Below are 23,347 nucleotides of genomic sequence, written 5' to 3'. Positions count from 1 at the left end.
GGCCAGGCGGCTCCCCATCAGACCGGCGTCGGCCGCCTGGTTCGACGCACCCGTCGCACCACGAAGAGCCCCGCGACGACGACGAACACGACGCCCGCGATCACGAGGATCGGCAGCACGATCGCCGCGAGCGTGAGCAGTACGCTGCCGATATCCTCCAGGGTGCTCATGACGGGTGCGGCGGCGCCGGCGGTGAGCGTATTGAGCGCCGGACGGGCCAGCGCCTTGACCACATGCACCGTCAGGGCGAGGCCTGCCCCGATCGCAATGGGCACCCACCGGTCGGAGGAGAAGAACTCTGCCGGATCGGTCACTGCGACAGTCTCGGAGGCGACGCCGCTGCCGAACACGATTCCTCCGCTCGTGGGCCGGATGATCGTCTGCAGCCAGTCGTTCACCGAATCGACCAGCGGTATCTTGTCGGCGACGATCTCGACGACCAGCAGCAGTCCGAGCACGCCGAGCACCCACTCGTTCGACAGCCATTGCCACGCGGCAGGCAGGTCCACGGCTCCGATGAACCGGTCCGCCACGCCGAGCGCGAGCAATGGCACGTATGCGTTCATGCCGGCCGCGATCGCCAGCCCGGCTCCCGTCAGGATCTCGAGCACGCGGCCCCCTCTCATCCGGCACGACACTCATCCGGCGCGACGTTCATCTCGTACGCGCCATTGTGGCACCGTCGCTAGAGTTGACGGATGCTGCTGATCGGCCTCACCGGCGGGATCGCGTCGGGCAAGTCCCTTGTCGCCGACCGCCTTGAGTCCCTCGGGGCCGTGCACATCGACGCCGACGTCATCGCCCGCCAAGTGGTGGAGCCCGGCACGCCAGCGCTCGAGGCGATCAGACAGGCCTTCGGCGAGGGGGTTCTGCGCCCAGACGGCTCGCTCGATCGACCCGCGCTCGGGGCGCTCGTGTTCGGCGACCGGCAGCGACTCGACCGCCTCAACGCGATCGTTCACCCCGCTGTCAAGCAGCGCGTCGCGGAGCGCATCGCGGAGGCAAGCGACGCCGACCCCGACGCCGTCGTGGTGTACAACGTGCCGCTGCTCGTCGAAGCGGGACGCGCTCACGAACTCCCGTTCGATCACATCGTCGTCGTCGATGCACCCGCCGCACTCCGCCTGCAGCGCATGGTGGAGCACCGCGGGCTGTCGCGTGACGACGCCGAACGTCGGATCGCCTCACAGGCCTCCGACGCTGACCGTCTCGCTGCGGCGGACATCGTCATCCGGAACGACGGTCCCGTCGCTCGAACGCTCGAGCAGGTCGACGCCCTCTGGGCCCGACTCAAGCACGAGACCGCCGCGGCTGACTCGACTTCCCGCAGCGGCTGACCTCCGCGCCGTCCCAGGGGGAGCGGCGCCCGATCCAGCGCACTGTCGGGGGAGCGGCGTACCCTGGAACCGTGCAACCCACCCGTTCAGTGCGCCCCTTCGAAGTGGTCAGCGAGTACAAGCCGAGCGGCGACCAGCCGCAGGCGATCGCCGAGCTTGCAGCCCACATCAATGCTGGCGAGACCGACGTCGTGCTGCTCGGGGCGACCGGTACCGGAAAGTCTGCGACCACCGCGTGGCTCATCGAGGCGGTTCAACGCCCCACGCTCGTGCTCGCGCACAACAAGACGCTTGCGGCCCAGTTGGCGAACGAGTTCCGGGAACTCCTGCCCAACAACGCAGTCGAGTACTTCGTCAGCTACTACGACTACTACCAGCCAGAGGCGTACGTTCCGCAGACCGACACCTTCATCGAGAAGGACTCGTCGATCAACGCCGAGGTCGAGCGCTTGCGGCACTCGACCACGAACTCGCTCCTGAGCCGGCGCGACGTCGTCGTCGTATCGACCGTCTCGTGCATCTACGGGCTCGGCGCCGCCGAGGAATACCTCGACGCCATGGTGGCGCTGCAGGTCGGCCAGATGGTGCCGCGCGACGTCCTCATTCGCGAGTTCGTCGCGATGCAGTATCAGCGCAATGATGTCGATTTCTCCCGAGGCAAGTTCCGCGTGCGCGGCGACACCATTGAGATCATCCCCGTGTACGAAGAGCACGCGATCCGCATCGAGATGTTCGGCGACGAGATCGAGGCGCTCTACGAGCTGCACCCGCTCACCGGCGAGGTCATCCGGCGGATGGATGCGGTCTCGGTGTTCCCGGCCACCCACTACGCGGCCAGCCCCGAGACGATGAAGCGAGCGATCGGCAGCATCAAGGCCGAACTGGCCGAGCGACTGCCCGAACTCGAGCGACAGGGGAAGCTGCTCGAGGCCCAGCGTCTGCGCATGCGCACGACCTTCGATCTCGAGATGATGGAGCAGATCGGCTTCTGCAACGGCATCGAGAACTACTCGCGCCATATCGACGGCCGGCAGGCAGGGGAACCGCCGCACTGCCTGCTCGATTACTTCCCCGACGACTTCCTCGTCGTCATCGACGAGTCACACGTCACGGTGCCTCAGATCGGGGCCATGTACGAGGGAGACGCATCGCGAAAGCGCACGCTCGTCGACTTCGGCTTCCGTCTGCCGAGCGCACTCGACAACCGGCCGCTGCGCTGGGAGGAGTTCCTCGACCGCGTCGGTCAGAAGGTGTACCTCTCGGCCACACCTGGCCGCTATGAACTCGGCGTGAGCGACAGCATCGTCGAGCAGATCATCCGTCCGACCGGGCTGGTCGACCCCGCCATCGTGGTGAAGCCGTCGAAGGGGCAGATCGATGACCTGCTCGAAGAGATCCGCCTGCGTGTGGAGCGCGACGAGCGCGTGCTCGTGACCACCCTCACCAAGAAGATGGCCGAGGAGCTCACCGACTTCCTTGGCGAGCACGGCGTTCGCGTACGCTACCTGCACTCCGACGTCGACACACTGCGTCGCGTCGAACTGCTCACAGAGCTCCGTGCGGGCATCTACGACGTGCTCGTGGGCATCAACCTGCTTCGAGAGGGCCTCGACCTGCCCGAGGTATCGCTCGTCGCGATCCTCGACGCCGACAAGGAGGGGTTCCTTCGCTCATCGACGTCTCTCATCCAGACGATCGGCCGCGCTGCCCGAAACGTCTCGGGCGAGGTGCATATGTACGCCGACACCGTCACCGACTCGATGCGCCACGCCATCGACGAGACGAACCGGCGCCGTGAGAAGCAGGTCGCGTACAACGCCGAGCACGGCATCGATCCGACGCCGCTTCGGAAGCGCATCGCCGACATCACCGAGGTGCTCGCTCGCGAAGAGGCCGACACCGCCGCGTTGCTCGCCGCACGCGACGGCAAGAAGAAGGGTGCTGCCGTTCCCCGCCGCAAGGGCCTGGCGGCATCCGGCGCCGAAGAGCTCGAGACGATCATCGCCGATCTGAACGACCAGATGCTCGCGGCCGCGGGGGAGTTGAAGTTCGAGCTGGCAGCCCGACTTCGCGACGAGGTGGCCGATCTCAAGAAGGAACTGCGGCAGATGGAGGCGGCCGGGCACGTGCGCTAACCCCCTGGTCAGCCCGCTGTCAGTGGCGCGCCGTAACATTGGCTGAGTGCTGAATCCCCCTTCTTCCGGTGCCCAGGCGGTCACGAGCGACCACGCGCCCGCCGGGGCCCATGCGGTCTCCGCAGCCGATACGGCGCCGTCCTCCGCTGTGCTCAGCGTGCGCGGTGCACGCGTGCACAATCTGCGCAACGTCGACCTCGAGATCCCTCGCGACTCGCTGGTCGTCTTCACCGGGTTGTCCGGTTCGGGGAAGTCCTCGCTGGCCTTCGACACGATCTTCGCGGAAGGACAGCGCCGCTACGTCGAATCGCTTTCCGCGTACGCACGTCAGTTCCTCGGGCAGGTCGACCGCCCCGATGTCGACTTCATCGAGGGACTCAGCCCGGCGGTCTCGATCGACCAGAAGTCCACTAACCGCAACCCCCGCTCGACGGTGGGCACCATCACCGAGATCTACGACTACATGCGGCTCCTGTGGGCGCGCGTGGGCGTGCCGCACTGCCCGACCTGCGGCGAGCAGATCCAGCGCCAGACGGTGCAGCAGATCGCCGACCAGCTCATGGAACTGGAGCACGGCACGCGCTACCAGGTGCTCAGTCCCGTCGTGGTGCAGCGGAAGGGCGAGTTCGTCGACCTCTTCCGTGAGCTATCCGCCGCTGGTTACTCGCGCGCCATCGTCGACGGCGAGACCGTGCAACTCGCCGACCCGCCCAAGCTGAAGAAGCAGGTTAAGCACGACATCGCTGTGGTGGTCGACCGCCTCGTGGCGTCAGACGAGATCCTTTCGCGCCTCACCGATTCGCTCGAGACCGCGCTGTCACTCACCGACGGCATCGTGAAGGTCAACTTCGTCGACCAGGAGGGCGACGGCGCGTGGCGAAGCTTCAGCGAGAAGCTCTCCTGCCCGAACGGTCATCCCGTGCAGCTCACGGAGATCGAACCCCGCACGTTCTCGTTCAACGCTCCATTCGGCGCCTGCCCCGAATGCTCGGGCATCGGCACTCGCATGTCGGTCGACTCCGAGCTGCTCATCGGCGACCCGTCGCTGAGCCTCAATGAAGGCGTGATCCTGCCCTGGGCGCAACAGGGCAAGGGCGTGTACAGCTACTTCCAGAAGCTTCTCGACGGGTTGGCGCAGGAGCTCGGCTTCGACCTCGACACACCGTGGGAGGACCTGCCCGAGGAGGCCCGCGCGGCCGTCATCGAGGGCAATGACTTCGACGTACGCGTGCGCTGGCGCAACCGTTACGGGCGCGAAGTGAAGTACACCACCGGGTTCGAGGGCGTCGTCCCGTACATCGAGCGCAAGTACGCCGAGGCCGAGACCGATGTGCAACGCGAGCGGTTCCAGGCGTACCTGCGTGAGATCCCGTGCCCGGTGTGCGAGGGCAAGCGACTGAAGCCAGAGGTGCTCTCCGTGCTCGTCGACGGCCGGAGCATCGCCGATGTGACCGACCTCAGCCTCGACAACGCCTTCGAGTTCATGCAGTCGCTCGTGCTCACCGAGCGGCAATCGCGGATCGCCGCGCAGGTGCTGCGCGAGATCAGGCTGCGACTCGAGTTCCTCATCGAGGTGGGGCTGAACTACTTGAACCTGGCCCGCGCGGCAGGCACGCTCTCGGGCGGTGAGGCGCAGCGCATCAGGTTGGCGACGCAGATCGGTTCCGGCCTCACTGGCGTGCTGTACGTGCTCGACGAGCCGAGCATCGGTCTCCACCAGCGCGACAATCGCCGGCTCATCGACACGCTCGTGAAGCTCAAGAACCTGGGCAACACGCTGATCGTGGTCGAGCACGACGAGGACACCATCCGCACGGCCGACTGGATCGTCGACATCGGTCCGGGCGCCGGCGAGCACGGCGGTACGGTCGTGCACTCCGGCGGCTACGTCGACCTGCTCGACAACCGTCGCTCGGTGACGGGCGACTACCTCAGTGGACGGCGCAGCATCGAAGTGCCGAAGAAGCGCCGTCCCATCGATCGCGAGCGGATCCTCACAGTCGTCGGTGCGCGCGAGAACAACCTCAGGAACGTCACGGTCGAGTTCCCGCTCGGCGTGTTCACGGCGGTCACCGGCGTGAGCGGTTCCGGCAAGTCGTCCCTGGTGAACGACATCCTCTACAAGGTGTTGGCGAACCGGCTGAACGGAGCGAGACAGATCCCCGGCAAGCACACTCGCGTCACCGGTCTCGACAACCTCGACAAGGTCGTGCACGTCGACCAGGCGCCGATCGGCCGGACGCCTCGCTCGAACCCGGCGACGTACACGGGCGTGTTCGACAAGATCCGCAGTCTCTTCGCCGAGACCACTGAGGCGAAGGCCCGCGGATATTTGCCCGGGCGATTCAGCTTCAACGTGAAGGGCGGGCGCTGCGAGCACTGCGCCGGTGACGGCACGATCAAGATCGAGATGAACTTCCTGCCCGACGTCTACGTCACCTGCGAGGTGTGCGGCGGGGCGCGCTACAACCGAGACACCCTCACTGTGCACTACAAGGGCAAGAACATCGCCGAGGTGCTCGACATGCCGATCAGCGAGGCGGCCGAGTTCTTCGAGCCGATCTCGAGCATCCACCGCTACCTGAAGACGCTCGTCGACGTCGGTCTCGGCTACGTCAGGCTCGGGCAGAGCGCCACGACGCTCTCCGGGGGAGAGGCGCAGCGCGTCAAGCTCGCGACCGAGCTCCAGCGCCGATCGAATGGACGCAGCGTCTACGTGCTCGACGAACCGACCACCGGTCTGCACTTCGAGGATGTGCGCAAGTTGCTCCTCGTGCTCTCGGGGCTCGTCGCCAAGGGCAACACCGTCATCGTGATCGAACACAACCTCGATGTGATCAAGAGCGCTGATTGGGTCATCGATCTCGGCCCCGAGGGCGGATCCGGCGGCGGCACTGTCGTGGCCACCGGCACGCCCGAGCAGGTTGCGAAGAAGAAGGGCAGTCACACGGGTCGATTCCTCGCTGAGATCCTTAAGCCATGAGGGCGCCCGTGCCGAGCACCACAGAGTCCAGCGTTCGCGGCTCGACCGGGCACGTCCTCGACTCGCACGGGTTGAGCAACCCGGTTGACTACCGGCCGCGGCCGGGAGAGATTCCGACCGCGCCCGGTGTGTACCGGTTCCGCGGACCCGACCGCCGCGTGCTGTACGTCGGCAAGGCGAAGAACCTGCGCGCGAGGCTGTCGAACTACTTCGCTCCGCTCCGCACGCTGCACGAGCGTACCAGGCGGATGGTCACGACCGCCACATCGGTCGAGTGGACGGTCGTGGGGAGCGATATCGAGGCTCTGCAGCTCGAGTACACCTGGATCAAGGAGTTCGAGCCGCCGTTCAACATCAAGTTCCGCGACGACAAGTCATACCCCTATCTCGCAGTGACGCTCGCCGACGAAGCCCCTCGGGTCATGGTGACCCGCAACCACCGCATCAAGGGCGCCAAGTACTTCGGGCCGTACCCGAAGGTGTGGGCGGTGCGCGAGACGATCGACCTGATGATCAAGGCGTTCCCGATCCGCACCTGCTCCGATTCGAGCTACAAGCGGGCCATGGACTCTGGGCGGCCCTGCTTCCCGGGGCAGATCGGCCGTTGCGGCGGTCCGTGCTCTGGCCGCGTCTCGATCGCGGAGCACCGCGAGATCGTCGGCCAGTTCGTCGCCTTCATGGCCAGCCACGACCGTTCGGTGATCACGCGCATGCGCAAGCAGATGCAGGATGCCGCTGCCGCCCAGGACTACGAGGTCGCCGCGACCCTGCGCGACCGAGTGCTGGCGCTCGAGGCAGTGCTCGAGAAGAGCGCCGTCGTGCTCCCGGAGTCGGTTAACAGCGACCTCTTCGGCATCGAGCACGACGAACTCGCCGCAGCGGTGCAGCAGTTCATCGTGCGCGGAGGACGCATCCGCGGTGTGCGCAGCTGGGTCGTCGACAAGGAACTCGATCTCGGCCTCGCCGAGCTCGTCGATTCGGTATTGCAGAGCGCGTACGAGAACGACGAACCGCCCGGCGAGATCATCGTGCCGGAACTGCCCGACGACAGCGAAGCCCTCGAGCAGTGGCTGCGCGGCATGCGAGACGGCCGGGCGGTGCGTCTGAGGACGGCGCGACGAGGCGACAAGGCCGCACTGCTGCAGACGGCGACGCTGAATGCGAAGCACACGCTGGCCGTGTACAAGACGCGCCGCGCGGGCGACTTCGTCGCTCGGTCGCAAGCGCTCGCAGACATTCAAGAGGCGCTCGGGCTTGACGAGGCGCCCTTGCGCATGGAGGGCTACGACGTCTCGCACCTCGCCGGCACCAACATCGTCGCGTCGATGGTGGTCTTCGAAGACGGTGCCCCGAAGAAGAATCACTATCGTCGCTTCAGCATCCCTGAGTACGCCGATGACACCGAAGCGCTGTACCAGGTGCTCATGCGCCGGCTCGCACACATCGACGACGACCAGGATGAGCCCGATCCCGAGGCCGGACGGCCGGGCAAATTCGCCTACCGTCCCAACCTGCTGGTCGTCGACGGGGGGCAGCCACAGGTCGCTGCGGCGGCGCGCGCACTCGCCGATTCGGGAGTCGAGGGCATCGCGGTCTGCGGCATCGCGAAGCGGCTCGAGGAGATCTGGCTGCCCGGCGAAGACTTCCCGGTGATCCTGCCTCGCACGAGCGACGCGCTCTTCCTGTTCCAGCGGTTGCGCGACGAGGCCCACCGGTTCGCCATCAGCTACCAGCGGCAGAAGCGCCGGCGCGACATCGGGAGCGTGCTCGGCGAGATCCCGGGCCTCGGCCCGAGGCGCGTTCAGTCGCTCCTTCGACACTTCGGCTCGGTCGCACGGTTGAAAGCCGCGGAGGCCGATGCCGTCGCCGAAGTGCCGGGAATCGGGCCGGTGCTCGCCGAGACGATCGTGAAGGCCCTGCGTGCTCCCGCCCCCGAAGGGGGAGTGCCGATCGAGGCACCCGATGAGGAAGCAGCGGCGGACGCTCGATAGGCTGGAGGCTGCGATCAGGGGAGAGGGCGACATGAACGGCCAATCGGCGGCTCAAGAACTGCTGATCGTCACTGGCATGTCGGGCGCGGGCCGGTCCACCGTGGCCAAGGCGCTCGAGGACCTGGGCTGGTACGTGGTCGACAACCTGCCGCCGGTCATGCTTCGTCCGCTCACGGAGCTCGCCGAGAAGGCGGGGAGCGCGATCCCCAAGTTGGCCGCTGTCGTCGATGTGCGCGGCGGGCGGCTCTTCGCCGATGCGCAAGAAGCCATTACGGCGCTTCGCGACAACTCGAACGTGCGAATGCTCTTCCTGGAAGCCACTGACAGCGCCCTCGTGCGCCGCTTCGAGCAAGTGCGCCGGCCCCACCCGCTCCAGGAGAACGGCACCCTGCTCGACGGTATCGTCGCTGAGCGACGACGGCTCTCGGAACTTCGCGACGCCAGCGACATCATCATCGACACGACCGACTTCAACATCCACCAGCTCGCCACGACGATCCAGGAGAAGTTCGCCGAGGCCGACGCGCCCGGCGTCAAGGTCACCCTGGTGAGCTTCGGGTACAAGTACGGCTTGCCACAGGATGCCGACCTGGTCGCCGATGCCCGCTTCCTCCCGAATCCGTTCTGGACGCCTGAACTGCGCGACCATAACGGCACCGAGCCCCAAGTGAGCGACTACGTGCTGGCGCAGGATGGCGCTCGCCAGTTCATCGACACCTACGCGGCCGCGCTGGAACCGGTCCTCGCCGGGTACCAGCGGGAGAACAAGCGGCACGCGACCATCGCCATCGGCTGCACCGGCGGAAAGCACCGCTCCGTGGCCCTCGTCGAGGAGCTCGCGACCATGCTGCGCGGGCTGCCCGGGGTGGGAGTCAGCATCCGTCACCGGGATCTTGGCCGAGAATAGACTCTTCGGCCGATCCCGCACCCGCGCTCTCAGCAAAGGAAGACCAGTGGCACTCACCGCAGACGTCAAAGCAGAACTGCTCACCACGCGCACCGCTGCGACAGCGGAGCGGGCAGCGGAACTCGCGACCATCCTGCGCTTCGCCGGTGGACTTCACGTGATCTCGAGCCGAATCGCCATCGAAGCCGAGCTCGACTCCGCCGAGCTTGCGCGCCGAGTGCGCCAGAGCATCGCCGAGCTCTACGGCGTGCGCAGCGAGCTCCGCCTCATCTCAACACCGGGCGTAGGCCGGGGCGGCACGCACTTGGTGCGCGTGCTCGAGGGCGGCGAGACGCTCGCACGGCAGACGGGACTGCTCGATGCGCGGCGTCGACCGATCCGTGGCCTGCCGAACCGATTGACCACGGGCGCCAGGCCAGAGCTCGCAGCCGTGTGGCGCGGCGCTTTCCTCGCCGCTGGTTCGCTGACCGACCCGGGTCGCTCAGCGTCGCTCGAGCTCGTCTGCCCGGGCAATGAAGCCGCGATGGCGCTTGTGGGCGCAGCCGGCCGTCTCGAACTGCCCGCCAAGGCGCGCGAAGTACGCGGCGTGCACCGCGTCGTGATCCGCGACGGCGAGGCGATCGCGTCGATGCTGCGGCTCATGGGGGCGAGCGCAACGGTCGACGAGTGGGAGCGCCTGCGCCAGCGTCGTGAAGTGCGTGCGAACGCGAACCGGCTGGTCAACTTCGACGACGCGAACCTGCGTCGCTCGGCGCAGGCCGCTGTGGCGGCGTGCGCTCGCGTCGAGCGCGCCCTCGAGATCCTCGGCGACGAAGTGCCCGAGCACCTGCGATACGCGGGCGAGCTGCGTCTCCAGCACCGCGAGGCGAGCCTCGACGAGCTCGGTCACCAGGCGCAGCCTCCGATGACGAAGGACGCAGTCGCCGGGCGCATCCGCCGTCTCCTGGCGATGGCCGACAAGCGCGCCGCCGAGCTCGGCGTGCCGAGCACCGAGGCCGTACTGGGCAGCGACCTCGACGGGGCCTGAGCGGCTGGGCATTCCCGCCCAATTCCGGTCGCAGCCGAGCACGCCTCAGTAGACTCGAAGACGCGCCCCGCCGCTTCGACGTGCGGGATTCGAATCGCTAGGAGATACAGATGGCTGCGTACACCCTGCCCGACCTCGCCTATGACTACTCGGCGCTCGAGCCGAGCATCAGCGGCGCCATCATGGAACTGCATCACTCTAAGCACCACCAGGCCTACGTCACCGGCGCGAACACCGCACTCGAGAAGCTCGCCGAGGCCCGCGACAACAACGACTTCGCAAACGTCAACCGCCTCGAGAAGGATCTCGCCTTCAACCTCGGTGGCCACGTGAACCACTCGGTGTTCTGGACGAACATGTCGCCCGACGGAGGCGACAAGCCCACCGGCGAGCTGGCGACCGCGATCGACGACGCATTCGGCGGCTTCGAGAAGTTCCAAGCGCACTTCACGGCGACCGCGATGGGCGTGCAGGGCTCCGGCTGGGCAGTGCTCGCCTGGGACTCGCTCGGCCAGAAGCCGATCATCGTGCAGTTCTTCGACCAGCAGGCGAACTTCCCGATCGGTACCGTCCCGCTGCTCATGCTCGACGTGTGGGAGCACGCGTACTACCTCGACTACAAGAACGTTCGCGCCGACTACGTGAAGGCGTTCTGGAACATCGTGAACTGGGAGAACGTGCAGCAGCGTCTGGACGCGGCCCGCGAGAAGACCCAAGGTCTGCTGATACTTTCGTAAGCGTGCGTCTTGGCCGGGGTGCTCCGGCGCCCCGGCCCTCTCGCCAGTTGCATCTACCACCCTTGCGCCACCTGGCGCCTGAGCAACAGGAGAAACATTGTCCGTCCGCATCGGCATCAACGGCTTCGGCCGTATCGGCCGTAATTTCTTCCGCGCGGCACTCGCGAAGGGCAGCGATCTCGAGATCGTCGCCGTGAACGACCTCACCGACAACGCCGTGCTCGCGCACCTGCTGAAGTACGACACCGTGCTCGGCCGCTTGAGCGAGACCGTCGAGCACAGCGCCGACGAAATCATCGTTGGCGGCCGCTCGATCAAGGTGCTCGAGAACCCCGACCCCGCCCAGCTCGATTGGCGCGCGCTCGGCGTCGACATCGTGGTGGAGTCCACTGGCCGTTTCACCAAGCGTGCGGATGCGGCGAAGCACCTCGAGGCCGGCGCGAAGAAGGTCGTCATCTCCGCGCCCGCCAAGGGCGAGATCGACGGCACCTTCGTCTACGGCGTGAACAGCCACCTGTACGACGCGAGCACCATGGACGTGATCTCCAACTCGTCGTGCACCACGAACTGCATGGCCCCGCTCGCCAAGGTATTCAACGACGTGTTCGGCATCGAGAGCGGCCTGCTCACGACCATTCACGCCTACACCGCTGACCAGAACCTCCAGGATGGGCCGCACCGCGATCTGCGTCGCGCCCGCGCCGCGGCCGAGAACATCATCCCGACCTCCACCGGCGCCGCGAAGTCGATCGGCCTGGTGCTGCCTGAACTCGCCGGCAAACTCGACGGCTTCGCTCTGCGCGTGCCCGTGCCGGTCGGCTCGATCACCGACCTGACGGTCGTCGCCTCGCGTCACGTGAGCCCCGACGAGGTCAAGGCGGCATACCGCGACGCCGCCGCCGGTCCGCTGAAGAACATCCTGCTGTACACCGAGGACGAGATCGTCTCGAGCGACATCGTCGGCGACTCGCACTCGTCGATCTTCGACGCCGGCATGCTCGTCGTCGTGGGAGACCAGGTGAAGCTCTCGGGTTGGTACGACAACGAGTGGGCCTACTCGAACCGCCTCGTCGACATGACGGAGTACGTCGCAGAACGCCTCTGATCACATGAATGGGGCCGTCGCGAGGCGGCCCCATTCCTGTGCCTCGGGGCCCGAACCAGGAGGAGACCCGCGTGACACTGCGCACCATCGAATCGCTCGGCGAGCTCGCCGGCAAGCGCGTACTGGTCCGCTGCGACCTGAACGTGCCGCTGAGCGACGGCTTCATCACCGATGACGGCCGCATCCGCGCTTCCCTCCCCACCATTCGTGAGCTCATCGCAGCGGGCGCGAGCGTCGTGGTGATCTCGCACCTCGGCCGGCCGAAGGGCGAGGTCCAAGCAGAATTCAGCCTCGCTCCTGCAGCTCACCGCCTGGGCGAGCTGCTCGGCAACGATGTGGCGTTCGCTCGAGACACGGTCGGCGAATCCGCTCAGCAGACCGTCGAGGCCCTGCAACCGGGTCAGGTCGCGGTGCTCGAGAACCTACGCTTCAACCCGGAGGAGACGAGCAAGACGGATGCCGAGCGCGAAGCCTTCGCGCGTCGTCTCGCCGCGTTCGGCGATGCATTCGTCTCCGACGGTTTCGGCGTCGTCCACCGCAAGCAGGCGAGCGTCTTCGAGCTCGCCGCGGCGCTGCCGAGCGCGGCGGGGCGCCTCATCGAGCGAGAGCTCGCCGTGCTCGAGCGTCTGACCGAGCGCCCGGAGCGCCCCTACGCCGTTGTGCTCGGCGGGTCGAAGGTGGCCGACAAGCTCGGTGTGATCGAGCACCTGCTGCCCCGCGTCGACTCCCTGCTCATCGGCGGCGGGATGCTGTTCACGTTCCTCGCCGCGCAGGGGCACCGCGTCGCGTCGAGCCTCCTCGAGGCAGACCAGTTGGAGACAGTACGCGGCTACCTCGCAGAAGCGGAACGGCTCGGCGTCGAGGTCGTGCTCCCGAGCGACGTCGTGGTGGCATCGCGGTTCGCGGCCGACGCGCAGTCGGAGATCGCGGCATCCGACGCCATCGAGGAGACGAGCTTCGGAACCGCGGGCATCGGTCTCGACATCGGCCCGGAAACAGCGGAACGATTCGCTGACGTCATCGAGGCGGCACGCACCGTGTTCTGGAACGGACCCATGGGCGTGTTCGAGTTCGAACGCTTCGCGGAGGGCACCCGTGTCGTCGCCGGCGCACTCGCTTCGGCAAGCGGGTTCACCGTCGTGGGCGGCGGCGACAGCGCCGCGGCCGTGCGCGCACTCGGTTTCGCCGACGACGACTTCTCTCATATCTCGACCGGCGGCGGCGCGAGCCTCGAGTTCCTCGAGGGCCAGCGACTGCCCGGACTGGAGGCACTCGGATGGCAGTGAACCGCACCCCGCTCATTGCGGGCAACTGGAAGATGAACCTCGACCATCTGCAGTCGATCGCTTTCGTGCAGAAGCTCGCGTGGAGTCTGAAGGATGCGCGCCACGACTTCGACCAGGTCGAGGTCGCGGTGTTCCCGCCGTTCACCGACCTGCGCAGCGTGCAGACGCTGATCGCCGCCGACAAGCTTCCGCTCGAGTTCGGCGGGCAAGACGTGAGCCAGCACGACTCGGGCGCGTACACGGGCGAGATCTCAGGAGCCTTCCTGCGGGCGCTCGAGTGCAAGTACGTCATCGTCGGGCACTCCGAGCGCCGGCAGTACCACGCTGAGACCGACGAGGTCGTCGCCGCAAAGGTCTCTGCGGCCCGTCGCAACGGCCTGGTACCGGTGCTCTGTGTCGGCGAGACGGCTGACGACCTCGAGCAGCACGGACCGAGTGCCGTTCCCGTCGCGCAGCTTCAGGCCGCTATCGCGGGCCTGCCGAAGACCGCCGACCTCGTCGTCGCCTACGAACCCGTCTGGGCGATCGGCTCGGGAACACCCGCGACCCCGGAGCAGGCGCAGACCGTCTGCAAGGCGCTGCGAACGGCGCTCGAGGAAGCGCTCGGGCAGGATGCCGCAGCTTCCACTCGCATCCTCTACGGCGGATCGGTGAAAGCCGCCAACATCGCGGGGTTCATGCGACAGCCCGATATCGACGGCGCACTGGTCGGCGGAGCGAGTCTCGACGTGGCCGAGTTCGCAAGCATCGCGCGGTACCGGCAGCACGTCGGCCTGTGATCCGGGCGTGACGACGCGCCCGTCCTATACTGGTACACGCCCCTCAACCCGAAAGGCTGTTCCGCGTGCAAATTCTGCAGGTCGTGCTCCAGGTGCTCCTGGGCATCTCGAGCCTTCTGCTCACGCTGTTGATCCTGCTGCACCGCGGTCGAGGCGGAGGACTCTCCGACATGTTCGGCGGTGGCGTCACTTCGAACCTCGGATCGTCGGGCGTGGCTGAGCGCAACCTCAACAGATTGACCGTTGTGCTCGGGCTCGTGTGGGTTTCGGCCATCGTGCTGCTGGGGCTCATCACCAAGTTCGAAGCCGGCGTCTGACCGGCGGGAGAGGGAATCGTGGCTATCGGGGGTAGTGCAATCCGCGGCTCGCGCGTCGGCGCCGGACCGATGGGGGAGCAGGACCACGGCGTGCACGCGGAGCGCGTCGCCGTGTCGTATTGGGATGCGCTCGGAAACGAGACCGTGCGGTACTTCGCGGCGAACCTGCCGGAAGACGAGATCCCGGAGGTCATCGACTCGCCGTCGACCGGGCTGCCCGCGGGTCGCGACCGTGACAATCCGCCGCAGCTGGCGAAGAACGAGCCGTACAAGACGCACCTCGCCTACGTGAAGGAGCGTCGCAGCGACGAGGAAGCCGAATCGCTGCTCGAGGAGGCTCTGCAGAAGCTCCGTGCCCGTCGCTCCGGCGGCGCGACGGCCTGACGATCGGCCACTGACACGCATCGTCGCGTGTCACGCAGGGCCGCGCGGCGAACCGTCTCGCCGACGCAGCGCCCGAGCCGAGCACGAAGAGGGCCGGTATCCGTGTGGATACCGGCCCTTTCACGTTTCGAGCAGAGGCCCGCGCTCAGTCGGCGGAATCCTCAGGTCCCGGCTCCTCGCCCGCATCCGAAGCCGTCCAGTAGGCACCGGGGGCGATGAGCTCTTCCGGAACCTGCGCTGCCGCGGCCTCATCGACGTAGAACGTCGTCGACAGCCGGCCCTTGACGCCCGCAATGGGAACCTCGGCGTACGAAGCACCGGCGAGAGCGAGTCCAAGCACGGCAGCCTTGTCGTCACCGGAGAGCGACGCGATCACGCGACGCGAGGCATTGAGCACTCGCCTGGTGAGGGTGATCCGCTCGGGCGGAGGCTTCGGCGAGTTGCGCACCGGGAGCACGGTCGACTCCTTGTCGAGCACCTCATCCTTGCCAGGGAACAACGACGCCGTGTGGCCATCCGGTCCCACGCCGAGGAACGTGATGTCGAAGTGGGGGAAGGGGTCGTCGCCGGTTGAGAAGCGGGCGAGTTCCTGCGCGTACCGCTCAGCCGCCTCGTCGAGCGACTGGATCTCGTCCGAGGCCGGCATGGCGTGCACGTTCGACTGGGGGATGTCGATGCGGTTGAGCAGCAGCTGCTGCGCCTTCCCGGCATTCCGCTCCGCATCATCGTGCGGCACGAAGCGCTCGTCGCCCCACCAGATGTGCACGCGGCTCCAATCGATGCCCTCGAGCTCTGGCGACTCGGCGATGGCGCTGAGCGTGCGCAGGTGCACCCGCCCGCCCTCGAGCACCACGTGCGCGATCTCCTGCTCGGCGAGCACCTCGCTCAGCAATTCGACGAACCGGGCCGCGACCGCTGCGACCAGCGCATCGGCGTCGTCGAGCACGACTACTCGGCGATCGTTCATGGGGTAGTTCCTTCCTGTGCGACCGTGGTCACGGAGCATCTCGGCAGACCCTCACGGATGACGGCCCCGAACACCTCGTCGGGGTCGAGCCGCCGCAACTCCTCGGCGAGGCAGTCGCGCAGGGATCGGCGAGGCAACGAGATGTCATGGGCGGGCTGACCGGGCTGCGTGAGCACGGCGACACCGGCACCGGGCCGCTCGAGCGTGACCACGCCCGAGGGCCGGTGCAATTGCACGCGACGGATGCCGCTCGGGCCGTGTGCAGGATCGGTCACCGTCACCTCGACCGGAGCGTCGAGCTGCAGCGTGAGCCAGCCGGCGAGCAACTGCGTCGAGGGGGAGTCGGCCGCGCCGACGACCTCGATCGCGGTGACCGGCTCGTACGGGGGCTGGTCGAGCACTGCCGCCAGTTGGGCTCGCCAGAGCGTCAGCCGAGTCCACGCGAAGTCGGTGTCACCGGGCCGGTAGGAATCGGCCAGGTCGCGGATGGCTGAGGCCGGGTCGGCAGCTGTCGCGGCATCCGTGATGCGCCGTTGCGCGATCCGGCCCAGGGGAGATGCACTCGGCGTCTCCGGCGCGTTGTAGGGCCACCATGCGACGACAGGGGCGTCGGGCAGGAGCAGGCCCATCACGAGCCCCGCAGCGTCGTCGGCGATCTCGCCGTAGGCCTTGAGCACGAGCACCTCGCTCGCGCCCGCGTCACCGCCGACGCGGATCTGAGCATCGAGGCGGGCCTGCGGCTGCCCGTCGTCGGTGCGCTGCGGATCGGTCGAGATCACGATGACGCGCATCGGGTGCTCGCGAGACGCATCGTTGGCGGCCTCGATGGCCTCTTCCTCCTCGCCGAGCGCAGCGGCGATCACGAGTGTGAGCACGCGGCCCAGCGCGACGGCGCCACCCTCCTCGCGGATGTTGACGAGCGCCTTCGACACGGCGCTCACGGTGGTGTCGGGCAGATCGATGATCACGGTCGCCTCCAGCTGCGGCCGTCGCGCGCCATGAGCGCGTCGGCGGAGTCGGGGCCCCAAGTGCCGGGGCTGTACTGCTCGGGCCGGCCCTGCGTCGCCCAGAACTCCTCAATGGGATCGAGGATGCGCCAGCTGAGCTCGACCTCCTCGTGCCGCGGGAAGAGCGGCGGATCGCCGAGGAGCACATCGAGGATCAGCCGCTCATATGCTTCGGGGCTCGCTTCGGTGAACGCGTGACCGTAGCCGAAGTCCATCGTCACGTCGCGCACCTGCATGCCGGCGCCCGGCACCTTCGAGCCGAAGCGGATCGTGACGCCCTCGTCGGGCTGCACGCGGATGACGAGCGCGTTCTCGCCGAGCTCGGAGGTCTGCGCCTCGGCGAAGAGGTACTGCGGTGCCCTTTTGAACACCACGGCGATCTCGGTGACCCGGCGGCCGAGCCGCTTGCCGGCACGGAGGTAGAACGGCACCCCCGCCCAGCGGCGGGTGTTGATGTCGAGTCGCATCGCCGCATAGGTCTCGGTCGTCGACTCGGGGTTCATGCCGTCCTCTTCGAGGAACCCGACCACCTTCGCGCCGCCCTGCCAGCCGCTCGCATACTGGCCGCGAGCGGTTCCCAGCGCGAGATCGGCGGGCAGGCGCACCGCAGCCAGCACCTTCTCCTTCTCGGTGCGCAGGTCGGCCGCGTCGAACGAGTTGGGCTCTTCCATCGCCGTGAGCGCGAGCAGCTGCAGCAGGTGATTCTGGATGACGTCGCGCGCCGCGCCGATGCCGTCGTAGTAGCCGGCTCTGCCGCCCACCCCGATGTCCTCGGCCATTGTGATCTGCACGTGGTCGACGTAGTTGGCGTTCCAGATCGGCTCGAACAGCTGGTTCGCGAAGCGCAGCGCCAGGATGTTCTGCACCGTCTCCTTGCCGAGATAGTGGTCGATGCGGAACACCGACTCGGAGGGGAACACCGACTCGACGACATCGTTCAGTTCGCGCGCGCTCCGCAGATCGCTGCCGAACGGCTTCTCGATGACGACCCGGCTCCATGCGCCCTCGCGGGCATGCGCGAGCCCTGAGCGGCGGAGCTGCTCCGTGACCTGCGGGAACGACTTCGGCGGGATCGACAGATAGAACGCGTGGTTCCCCATCGTTCCCCGAGTGCGGTCGAGCTCTTCGAGCGTGGTCCTCAGACGCTCGAACGCGTCGTCGTCGTCGAACGTGCCCTGCACGAACCGCACGCCCTGCCGGAGTTGGCGCCACACGTCCTCGTCGAAGGGTGTGCGCGCGTACTGCTTGACGGCATCGTGCACGACCTTCTCGAAGTCCTCATCGGCCCACTCGCGGCGGGCGAACCCGACCAGGCCAAACCCCGCGGGCAGCAATCCGCGGTTGGCGAGGTCGTAGACCGCCGGCATGAGCTTCTTGCGTGACAGGTCTCCGGTCACGCCGAAGATGATGAGCGAACTCGGGCCGGCGATGCGGTTGAGTCGCCGATCGGCGGGGTCGCGCAGCGGATTGTGCTGCGCCGTGATCTCCACGGGGGGCATTGAACTCCTTGAAAACGGATGCCGTCCGGCGCGGGCCGCGCGCAGACTCAGCCGAGCAGCCGGCGCAGCGCTGCTGCGCCCGCGGCGACGTCGGTCAGCGTGAGCGTGAGCACCGGCCCGCCGTGCTCGGCCAGGACCGTGGCATCACCGGCAGCCTGAGCTGCGATGAGCTCGCCGAAGGTGAACGGCCGGCCAGGGATCTCGACGTCATCCGCCGATGGCGCCAGCAGTTGCAGGAACACGCCCACTGCTGGACCGCCCTTGTGGAACTGCCCGGTCGAGTGCAGGAAGCGGGGTCCCCAGCCGAAGGTCACCGGGCGGCCCGTGCGACGCGCGACGGCGTCGCGGAGCGACTCGAGCTCCGGGTACGCGGTGCGGTCGGTGTAGGCCTGAATAGCCACATATCCGTCGCTGCCGAGCGAGCCGAGCAGCGCCTGAAGCGCGCCGTCGAGGGTCTGCTGCCCTTGACCGATGTCGCCGCGGACCTCGATGCCGTCATCCGTGAACAGCGGCGGAGTAGGAGCCGGACGATCGTCGAGCATGCCGCGGGCCGCCGCCTTCGCCGACTCAACATCGGGCTGGTCGAACGGGTTGATTCCCAGCAGGCGACCGGCCACCGCCGTCGCGTACTCCCATACGAGCAGCTGAGCGCCGAGCGAGCCCGAGATCTCGACTTCGCCCTCGTTCACCTCGCGGGTTGCTGCGGCATCCGCCACCAGGCGCACGACCTGCACATCAGCAGGCGGGTGCGTCACCTCAGGCGCGTCCGGTCCGGCCACGACGGGCAGGATGCCGGTTCCGTGCTTGCCCGTCGACTCGGCGATGAGCTGCTCGGCCCAGTCGGCGAAACCGCGGATATGGGTGCCGTCGGCGACGATCACCAGCTTGTCCTTGAGCGGCTTCGTCCCAGCCATCACGGCGCCGAGGATGAGCCCCGGGTTGGTGGGGGAGTCCTGGGCGAGCTGCAGCGTCACGGCCTCGGCCTCGTCGAGCAGTTCGCGGATGTCGGCCCCCGCAAGCCCCGACGGCACCAGCCCGAAGGCGGTCAGCGCCGAGTAGCGGCCGCCGACGTTCGGGTCGGCGTTGAAGACGCGGTATCCGTCTTCGCGGGCGGAACGATCGAGCGGCGAGCCGGGGTCGGTCACGACGACGATGCGCTCTGCCGGGTCGATCCCGATCTCGCGGAAGGCCGCTTCATACACGCGCTTCTGGCTGTCGGTCTCGACCGTGCTGCCCGACTTCGACGAGATGACCACCGCAGTCGTCGCAAGGCGGTCACTGAGGGCCGCTCGCACCTGACCGGGATCGGTCGAGTCGAGCACCGTCAGGTCGACGCCCTGTGTGCGTGTGATGACCTCGGGCGCGAGCGACGAACCGCCCATTCCACCGAGCACGATGTGGTTCACGCCCGCTTCGCGGAGCTGATCGCGAAGCTCGATGATCTCCTCCACGAGGGGCTCCGAGACGGCGACGGCCTCGGTCCAGCCGAGCCTGATCGACGCCTCCGCCTCGGCATCCGGGCCCCAGAGAGTCTCGTCCTGGGCCGTGATCCGGCTGGCGACGAGATCGTCCACCAGTTGCGGCACGATGCGGTCGATGGCCTCCTTGGCGGCGCCCCGCGCCGCGATCTCGACGGTCATCGTGCTGCCTCGAGCGCCGCCTCGAGATCCGCCAGGAGCTCATCCCAGGAGGCGCCGAACTTCTCGACCCCCTCGCGCTCGAGCAACTGCGTCACGTCGGCGTAGGAGATGCCGAGCGCCGCAATGGCGTCGAGCACGCGCTCGGCGTCGTCGTACTCGCCCGTTATGCGGTCGCCGAGCACCTCGGCGTGATCGAAGGTGGCCTCGAGGGTCTTCTCGGGCATGGTGTTCACGGTGTCGGGCACCGCGAGCTCGACGACGTACAGCGTGTCGGGGAGAGCAGGGTCCTTGACGCCTGTCGACGCCCACAGCGGGCGCTGGCGGTGAGCTCCGGCGTCAAGCAGCATTCGAGCCCGCTCGGTCTCGAACGACTGCTCGAAGACCTGATAGGCGAGCCGAGCGTTCGCGACGCCGGCCTTGCCCTTGAGCGCCAGCGCCTCGTCGGTGCCGATCGTCTCGAGCCGCTTGTCGATCTCGGTGTCGACGCGCGACACGAAGAACGAGGCGACCGAGCGGATGGTCGAGAGGTCGATACCGGCCTGTCGCGCCTGCTCCAAACCGAGCAGGTAGGCGTTGATGACCTGGCGGTAGCGGTCGAGGCTGAAGATCAGCGTGACGTTGACGCTGATCCCGGCCGCGGTGGCTGCGGTGATCGCTTCGAGCCCGGCATCCGTCGCCGGGATCTTGATCATGACGTTGGGCCGGTCGACCTTCTCCCACAGCGTCTTGGCCTCGGCGATGGTGCCGGCGGCATCGTGGGCGAGCCCCGGCTCGACCTCGATCGACACCCGGCCGTCACGGCCGTCGGTCGCATCGTAGACGGGACGCATGATGTCGCAGGCGCTGGCGACGTCGTGAGTGGTGATCTCGAACACCGCCGTCTGGACATCCGCGCCCTGCTTCGCCAGCTCGGCGACCTGCTGGTCGTAGGCGTGCCCCTTGGAGAGGGCGTTGGCGAAGATCGTGGGGTTGGTCGTCACGCCGACGACATTGCGCTCGTCCATCAGGCGCTTGAGGTCTCCCGAGAGGATGCGCTCGCGCGAGAGATCATCGAGCCAGATGCTGACTCCGAGTTCGGAGAGGGCTTGGGTGGGGGTGGTTGCGGACATCTCGGTTCCTTCCTGACCGGCGGGGCTCAGAGCGCCGCCAGCGACTCCTTGGCTGCGGACACCACGGCATCCGTCGTGATTCCGAACTCGCGGAACAGCGTCTTGTAATCGGCCGAGGCACCGAAGTGCTCGATCGAGACGCTGCGGCCCGCATCTCCCACGATGCCCCTCCAGCTGAGTCCGAGCCCGGCTTCGACCGAGACCCGAGCGCGAACGGATGCCGGCAGCACCGACTCGCGATATTCGCCGCTCTGCTCCTCGAACCACTCGAGGCAAGGAGCGGAGACCACACGTGCGTTGATGCCCTCGCTGGCAAGGCGCTCGCGCGCCTCCAGCGCCAGCTGCACCTCCGAACCGGTGGCGATGAGGATGACGTCAGCCGCACCGCCTGGGGCCTCGGCGAGCACGTATGCACCCTTGGCGACGTTGCTCGCGGAGGCGAGCGTGTCGCCGTGAGCATCGCCGTCACCCCGTTCGAACACGGGCACGTTCTGGCGCGTCAAAGCGATGCCTGCCGGGGCGTGACGACGCGTGAGCATCGTCTTCCAGGCCCAGGCGACCTCGTTGGCATCAGCGGGCCGCACCACGTCGAGCCCGGGGATGGCCCGCAAGGAGGAGAGCTGCTCGATCGGCTGGTGGGTCGGCCCGTCTTCGCCCAGTGCGACGGAGTCATGCGTCCACACGAAGATCGACGGCACCTTCATGAGCGCTGCCAGGCGCACCGCAGGCCGCATGTAGTCGCTGAAGATCAGGAATGTGCCGCCGAAGGGGCGGGTGGGGCCGTGCAGGACGATGCCATTGAGGATCGAGGCCATGGCGTGCTCACGGATGCCGAAGTGAAGCACCCGGCCATAGGGGTCGCCCTTCCAGAGCTCGGTCGAGCGCTCGGTTGGGACGAACGACGCCGCACCCTCGATGGTCGTGTTGTTCGACTCCGCCAGGTCGGCGGAACCACCCCAGAGCTCGGGAAGCGCGGCGCCGAGCGCGCCCAGCACCTTGCCGGATGCTGCGCGAGTCGACACGTCCTTGCCCGCTTCGAATACTGGGAGCGCGTCGTCGATGTCGGCGGGCAGCTCACCGGCGAGCAGACGATCGAGCAGCTGCTTCCGATCAGGGTTGGCGGCGGCCCAGCTGTCGAAGTCCTTCTGCCACTCCGCGCGTACCGCGCGGCCCCGGTCGACCGCCTTGCGAGTGTGCGCGATCACGTCGTCGGCGACAGCGAAGTGCTTCTCGGGGTCGAACCCCAGTACTCGCTTGACCGCGGCGAGTTCGTCGGCGCCGAGGGCGGAGCCGTGGATCTTGCCGGTGTTCTGCTTGTGCGGCGACGGCCAGCCGATGATGGTCTTCAGGACGATGAGCGAGGGCTTGCTCGTCTCCGCCTTGGCCTCTTCGATGGCCCGGTGAAGTTCGGCTACGTCCTCGACGTACTCGCCGGTCTTCTTCCAGTCGACCGTGAGCACCTGCCAGCCATAGGCCTCGTACCGCTTCGCGACGTCCTCGGTGAACGCGATGTCGGTGTCGTCTTCGATCGAGATCTGGTTGCTGTCGTAGATCACGACCAGGTTGCCGAGCTGCTGATGTCCCGCGAGCGAGCTGGCCTCGCTGGTCACGCCCTCCTGCAGGTCGCCGTCGCTGGCGATCACGTAGATGTGGTGGTCGAAGGGACTGGTGCCGGCAGGGGCCTCAGGGTCGAAGAGACCGCGTTCGAAGCGCTGCGCGTACGCGAAGCCGACAGCCGACGCGAGGCCCTGGCCCAGAGGTCCGGTGGTGATCTCGACGCCGTCGGTGTGCCCGTACTCAGGGTGTCCGGGGGTCTTCGAGCCCCAGGTGCGCAGCGCCTCGAGGTCATCGAGTTCCAGGCCGTATCCGCCGAGGTAGAGCTGCACGTACTGCGTCAGCGATGTGTGCCCGGCGGAGAGGATGAACCGGTCGCGGCCGAGCCAGTGCTGGTCGGAGGGGTCGTGGCGCATCACCTTCTGGAACAGCAGATACGCAGCGGGTGCCAGGCTCATCGCGGTGCCCGGGTGTCCGTTGCCCACCTTCTCAACGGCGTCGGCTGCGAGGATGCGCGCCGTATCGACCGCCTGATCGTCGATGGACTCCCACTCGAGTGCTGCCACTGGATAACAACCCTTCT

19 protein-coding genes are annotated in these 23,347 nt (G+C 67.5%); 12 read left to right on the top strand and 7 right to left on the bottom strand.

Translation table 11 applies throughout. The features are described 5' to 3' along the window. Positions 1-17: 17 nt before the first annotated feature. Complete coding sequence (locus ABV606_RS11705; RefSeq protein ID WP_281487881.1) at positions 18-626, bottom strand: DUF4126 domain-containing protein; 609 nt, start codon at positions 624-626, stop codon at positions 18-20. A gap of 72 nt (positions 627-698) precedes the next feature. On the opposite strand from ABV606_RS11705, the gene coaE reads away from it, so the two are divergent. The 12 genes from coaE (at position 699) to ABV606_RS11645 (ending at position 14,988) form a co-directional block, all read left to right on the top strand. Beyond that, entirely contained in the window at positions 699-1,337 is a 639-nt protein-coding gene (coaE, locus tag ABV606_RS11700; RefSeq protein ID WP_281487882.1) for a dephospho-CoA kinase, read from the top strand. Between the two features lie 71 nt (positions 1,338-1,408). After that, positions 1,409-3,472: an excinuclease ABC subunit UvrB gene (uvrB, locus tag ABV606_RS11695; protein ID WP_281487883.1), complete on the top strand. Its 2,064-nt coding sequence runs from the start codon at positions 1,409-1,411 to the stop codon at positions 3,470-3,472. 148 nt (positions 3,473-3,620) lie between these two features. Further along, positions 3,621-6,455: an excinuclease ABC subunit UvrA gene (gene uvrA / locus ABV606_RS11690; protein WP_353988836.1), complete on the top strand. Its 2,835-nt coding sequence runs from the start codon at positions 3,621-3,623 to the stop codon at positions 6,453-6,455. Between the two features lie 71 nt (positions 6,456-6,526). After that, positions 6,527-8,446, top strand: coding sequence for an excinuclease ABC subunit UvrC (gene uvrC / locus ABV606_RS11685; RefSeq protein ID WP_353988835.1), 1,920 nt, complete (start codon positions 6,527-6,529; stop codon positions 8,444-8,446). 31 nt (positions 8,447-8,477) lie between these two features. Beyond that, positions 8,478-9,353, top strand: coding sequence for an RNase adapter RapZ (gene rapZ, locus ABV606_RS11680; RefSeq protein ID WP_281487884.1), 876 nt, complete (start codon positions 8,478-8,480; stop codon positions 9,351-9,353). 46 nt (positions 9,354-9,399) lie between these two features. Continuing rightward, positions 9,400-10,380: a DNA-binding protein WhiA gene (gene whiA, locus ABV606_RS11675; protein WP_353987837.1), complete on the top strand. Its 981-nt coding sequence runs from the start codon at positions 9,400-9,402 to the stop codon at positions 10,378-10,380. Positions 10,381-10,490: 110 nt separating this feature from the next. After that, a complete protein-coding gene (locus ABV606_RS11670; RefSeq protein ID WP_353987836.1) occupies positions 10,491-11,117 on the top strand; it encodes a superoxide dismutase in 627 nt (208 codons plus the stop codon). A 97-nt stretch (positions 11,118-11,214) separates the two neighbouring features. Beyond that, the gene (gene gap / locus ABV606_RS11665) at positions 11,215-12,222 is read left to right on the top strand and encodes a type I glyceraldehyde-3-phosphate dehydrogenase (RefSeq protein ID WP_353987835.1); all 1,008 of its coding nucleotides are present in this window, start codon (positions 11,215-11,217) and stop codon (positions 12,220-12,222) included. Between the two features lie 71 nt (positions 12,223-12,293). Further along, a complete protein-coding gene (locus ABV606_RS11660) occupies positions 12,294-13,508 on the top strand; it encodes a phosphoglycerate kinase (RefSeq protein WP_353987834.1) in 1,215 nt (404 codons plus the stop codon). Further along, on the top strand, positions 13,499-14,287 hold the full coding sequence (tpiA, locus tag ABV606_RS11655) for a triose-phosphate isomerase (RefSeq protein ID WP_281487889.1): 789 nt from the start codon (positions 13,499-13,501) through the stop codon (positions 14,285-14,287). The genes ABV606_RS11660 and tpiA overlap by 10 nt, the downstream gene beginning before the upstream one ends. Positions 14,288-14,352: 65 nt before the next feature. Next, on the top strand, positions 14,353-14,604 hold the full coding sequence (gene secG / locus ABV606_RS11650) for a preprotein translocase subunit SecG (protein ID WP_281487890.1): 252 nt from the start codon (positions 14,353-14,355) through the stop codon (positions 14,602-14,604). Between the two features lie 18 nt (positions 14,605-14,622). Beyond that, a complete protein-coding gene (locus tag ABV606_RS11645; protein ID WP_281487891.1) occupies positions 14,623-14,988 on the top strand; it encodes an RNA polymerase-binding protein RbpA in 366 nt (121 codons plus the stop codon). Between the two features lie 145 nt (positions 14,989-15,133). On the opposite strand, the gene pgl is transcribed toward ABV606_RS11645, so the two are convergent. The 6 genes from pgl to tkt are packed head-to-tail and all read right to left on the bottom strand — an operon-like array spanning position 15,134 to position 23,330. After that, the gene (gene pgl, locus ABV606_RS11640) at positions 15,134-15,955 is read right to left on the bottom strand and encodes a 6-phosphogluconolactonase (RefSeq protein ID WP_353987833.1); all 822 of its coding nucleotides are present in this window, start codon (positions 15,953-15,955) and stop codon (positions 15,134-15,136) included. Further along, complete coding sequence (locus tag ABV606_RS11635; protein WP_353987832.1) at positions 15,952-16,923, bottom strand: glucose-6-phosphate dehydrogenase assembly protein OpcA; 972 nt, start codon at positions 16,921-16,923, stop codon at positions 15,952-15,954. Before ABV606_RS11635 ends, pgl begins: the two co-directional genes overlap by 4 nt. Beyond that, a complete protein-coding gene (zwf, locus tag ABV606_RS11630) occupies positions 16,920-18,461 on the bottom strand; it encodes a glucose-6-phosphate dehydrogenase (RefSeq protein ID WP_281487894.1) in 1,542 nt (513 codons plus the stop codon). Before zwf ends, ABV606_RS11635 begins: the two co-directional genes overlap by 4 nt. A gap of 47 nt (positions 18,462-18,508) precedes the next feature. Next, entirely contained in the window at positions 18,509-20,101 is a 1,593-nt protein-coding gene (locus ABV606_RS11625) for a glucose-6-phosphate isomerase (RefSeq protein WP_353987831.1), read from the bottom strand. Continuing rightward, the gene (gene tal, locus ABV606_RS11620; RefSeq protein WP_281487896.1) at positions 20,098-21,210 is read right to left on the bottom strand and encodes a transaldolase; all 1,113 of its coding nucleotides are present in this window, start codon (positions 21,208-21,210) and stop codon (positions 20,098-20,100) included. The genes ABV606_RS11625 and tal overlap by 4 nt, the downstream gene beginning before the upstream one ends. A gap of 26 nt (positions 21,211-21,236) precedes the next feature. After that, positions 21,237-23,330 (bottom strand): transketolase, encoded by a 2,094-nt coding sequence (gene tkt / locus ABV606_RS11615; RefSeq protein ID WP_353987830.1) that lies wholly within the window; start codon positions 23,328-23,330, stop codon positions 21,237-21,239. Positions 23,331-23,347: the final 17 nt, after the last annotated feature.

This window comes from Ruicaihuangia caeni (assembly GCF_040536845.1).
In the GTDB taxonomy this organism is placed as follows: Bacteria; Actinomycetota; Actinomycetes; order Actinomycetales; family Microbacteriaceae; genus Ruicaihuangia; species Ruicaihuangia caeni.
This window is presented reverse-complemented; position numbering and strand designations above follow the sequence as displayed.

Excerpts from the sequence above, each read along its gene's own strand:
- tal (WP_281487896.1), bottom strand. The coding sequence starts at position 21,210 with ATGTCCGCAACCACCCCCACCCAAGCCCTCTCCGAACTCGGAGTCAGC.
- rapZ (WP_281487884.1), top strand. The coding sequence starts at position 8,478 with ATGAACGGCCAATCGGCGGCTCAAGAACTGCTGATCGTCACTGGCATG.
- ABV606_RS11705 (WP_281487881.1), bottom strand. The coding sequence starts at position 626 with ATGAGAGGGGGCCGCGTGCTCGAGATCCTGACGGGAGCCGGGCTGGCG.
- ABV606_RS11625 (WP_353987831.1), bottom strand. The coding sequence starts at position 20,101 with ATGACCGTCGAGATCGCGGCGCGGGGCGCCGCCAAGGAGGCCATCGAC.
- coaE (WP_281487882.1), top strand. The coding sequence starts at position 699 with ATGCTGCTGATCGGCCTCACCGGCGGGATCGCGTCGGGCAAGTCCCTT.
- zwf (WP_281487894.1), bottom strand. The coding sequence starts at position 18,461 with ATGCCCCCCGTGGAGATCACGGCGCAGCACAATCCGCTGCGCGACCCC.
- pgl (WP_353987833.1), bottom strand. The coding sequence starts at position 15,955 with ATGAACGATCGCCGAGTAGTCGTGCTCGACGACGCCGATGCGCTGGTC.
- ABV606_RS11670 (WP_353987836.1), top strand. The coding sequence starts at position 10,491 with ATGGCTGCGTACACCCTGCCCGACCTCGCCTATGACTACTCGGCGCTC.
- tpiA (WP_281487889.1), top strand. The coding sequence starts at position 13,499 with ATGGCAGTGAACCGCACCCCGCTCATTGCGGGCAACTGGAAGATGAAC.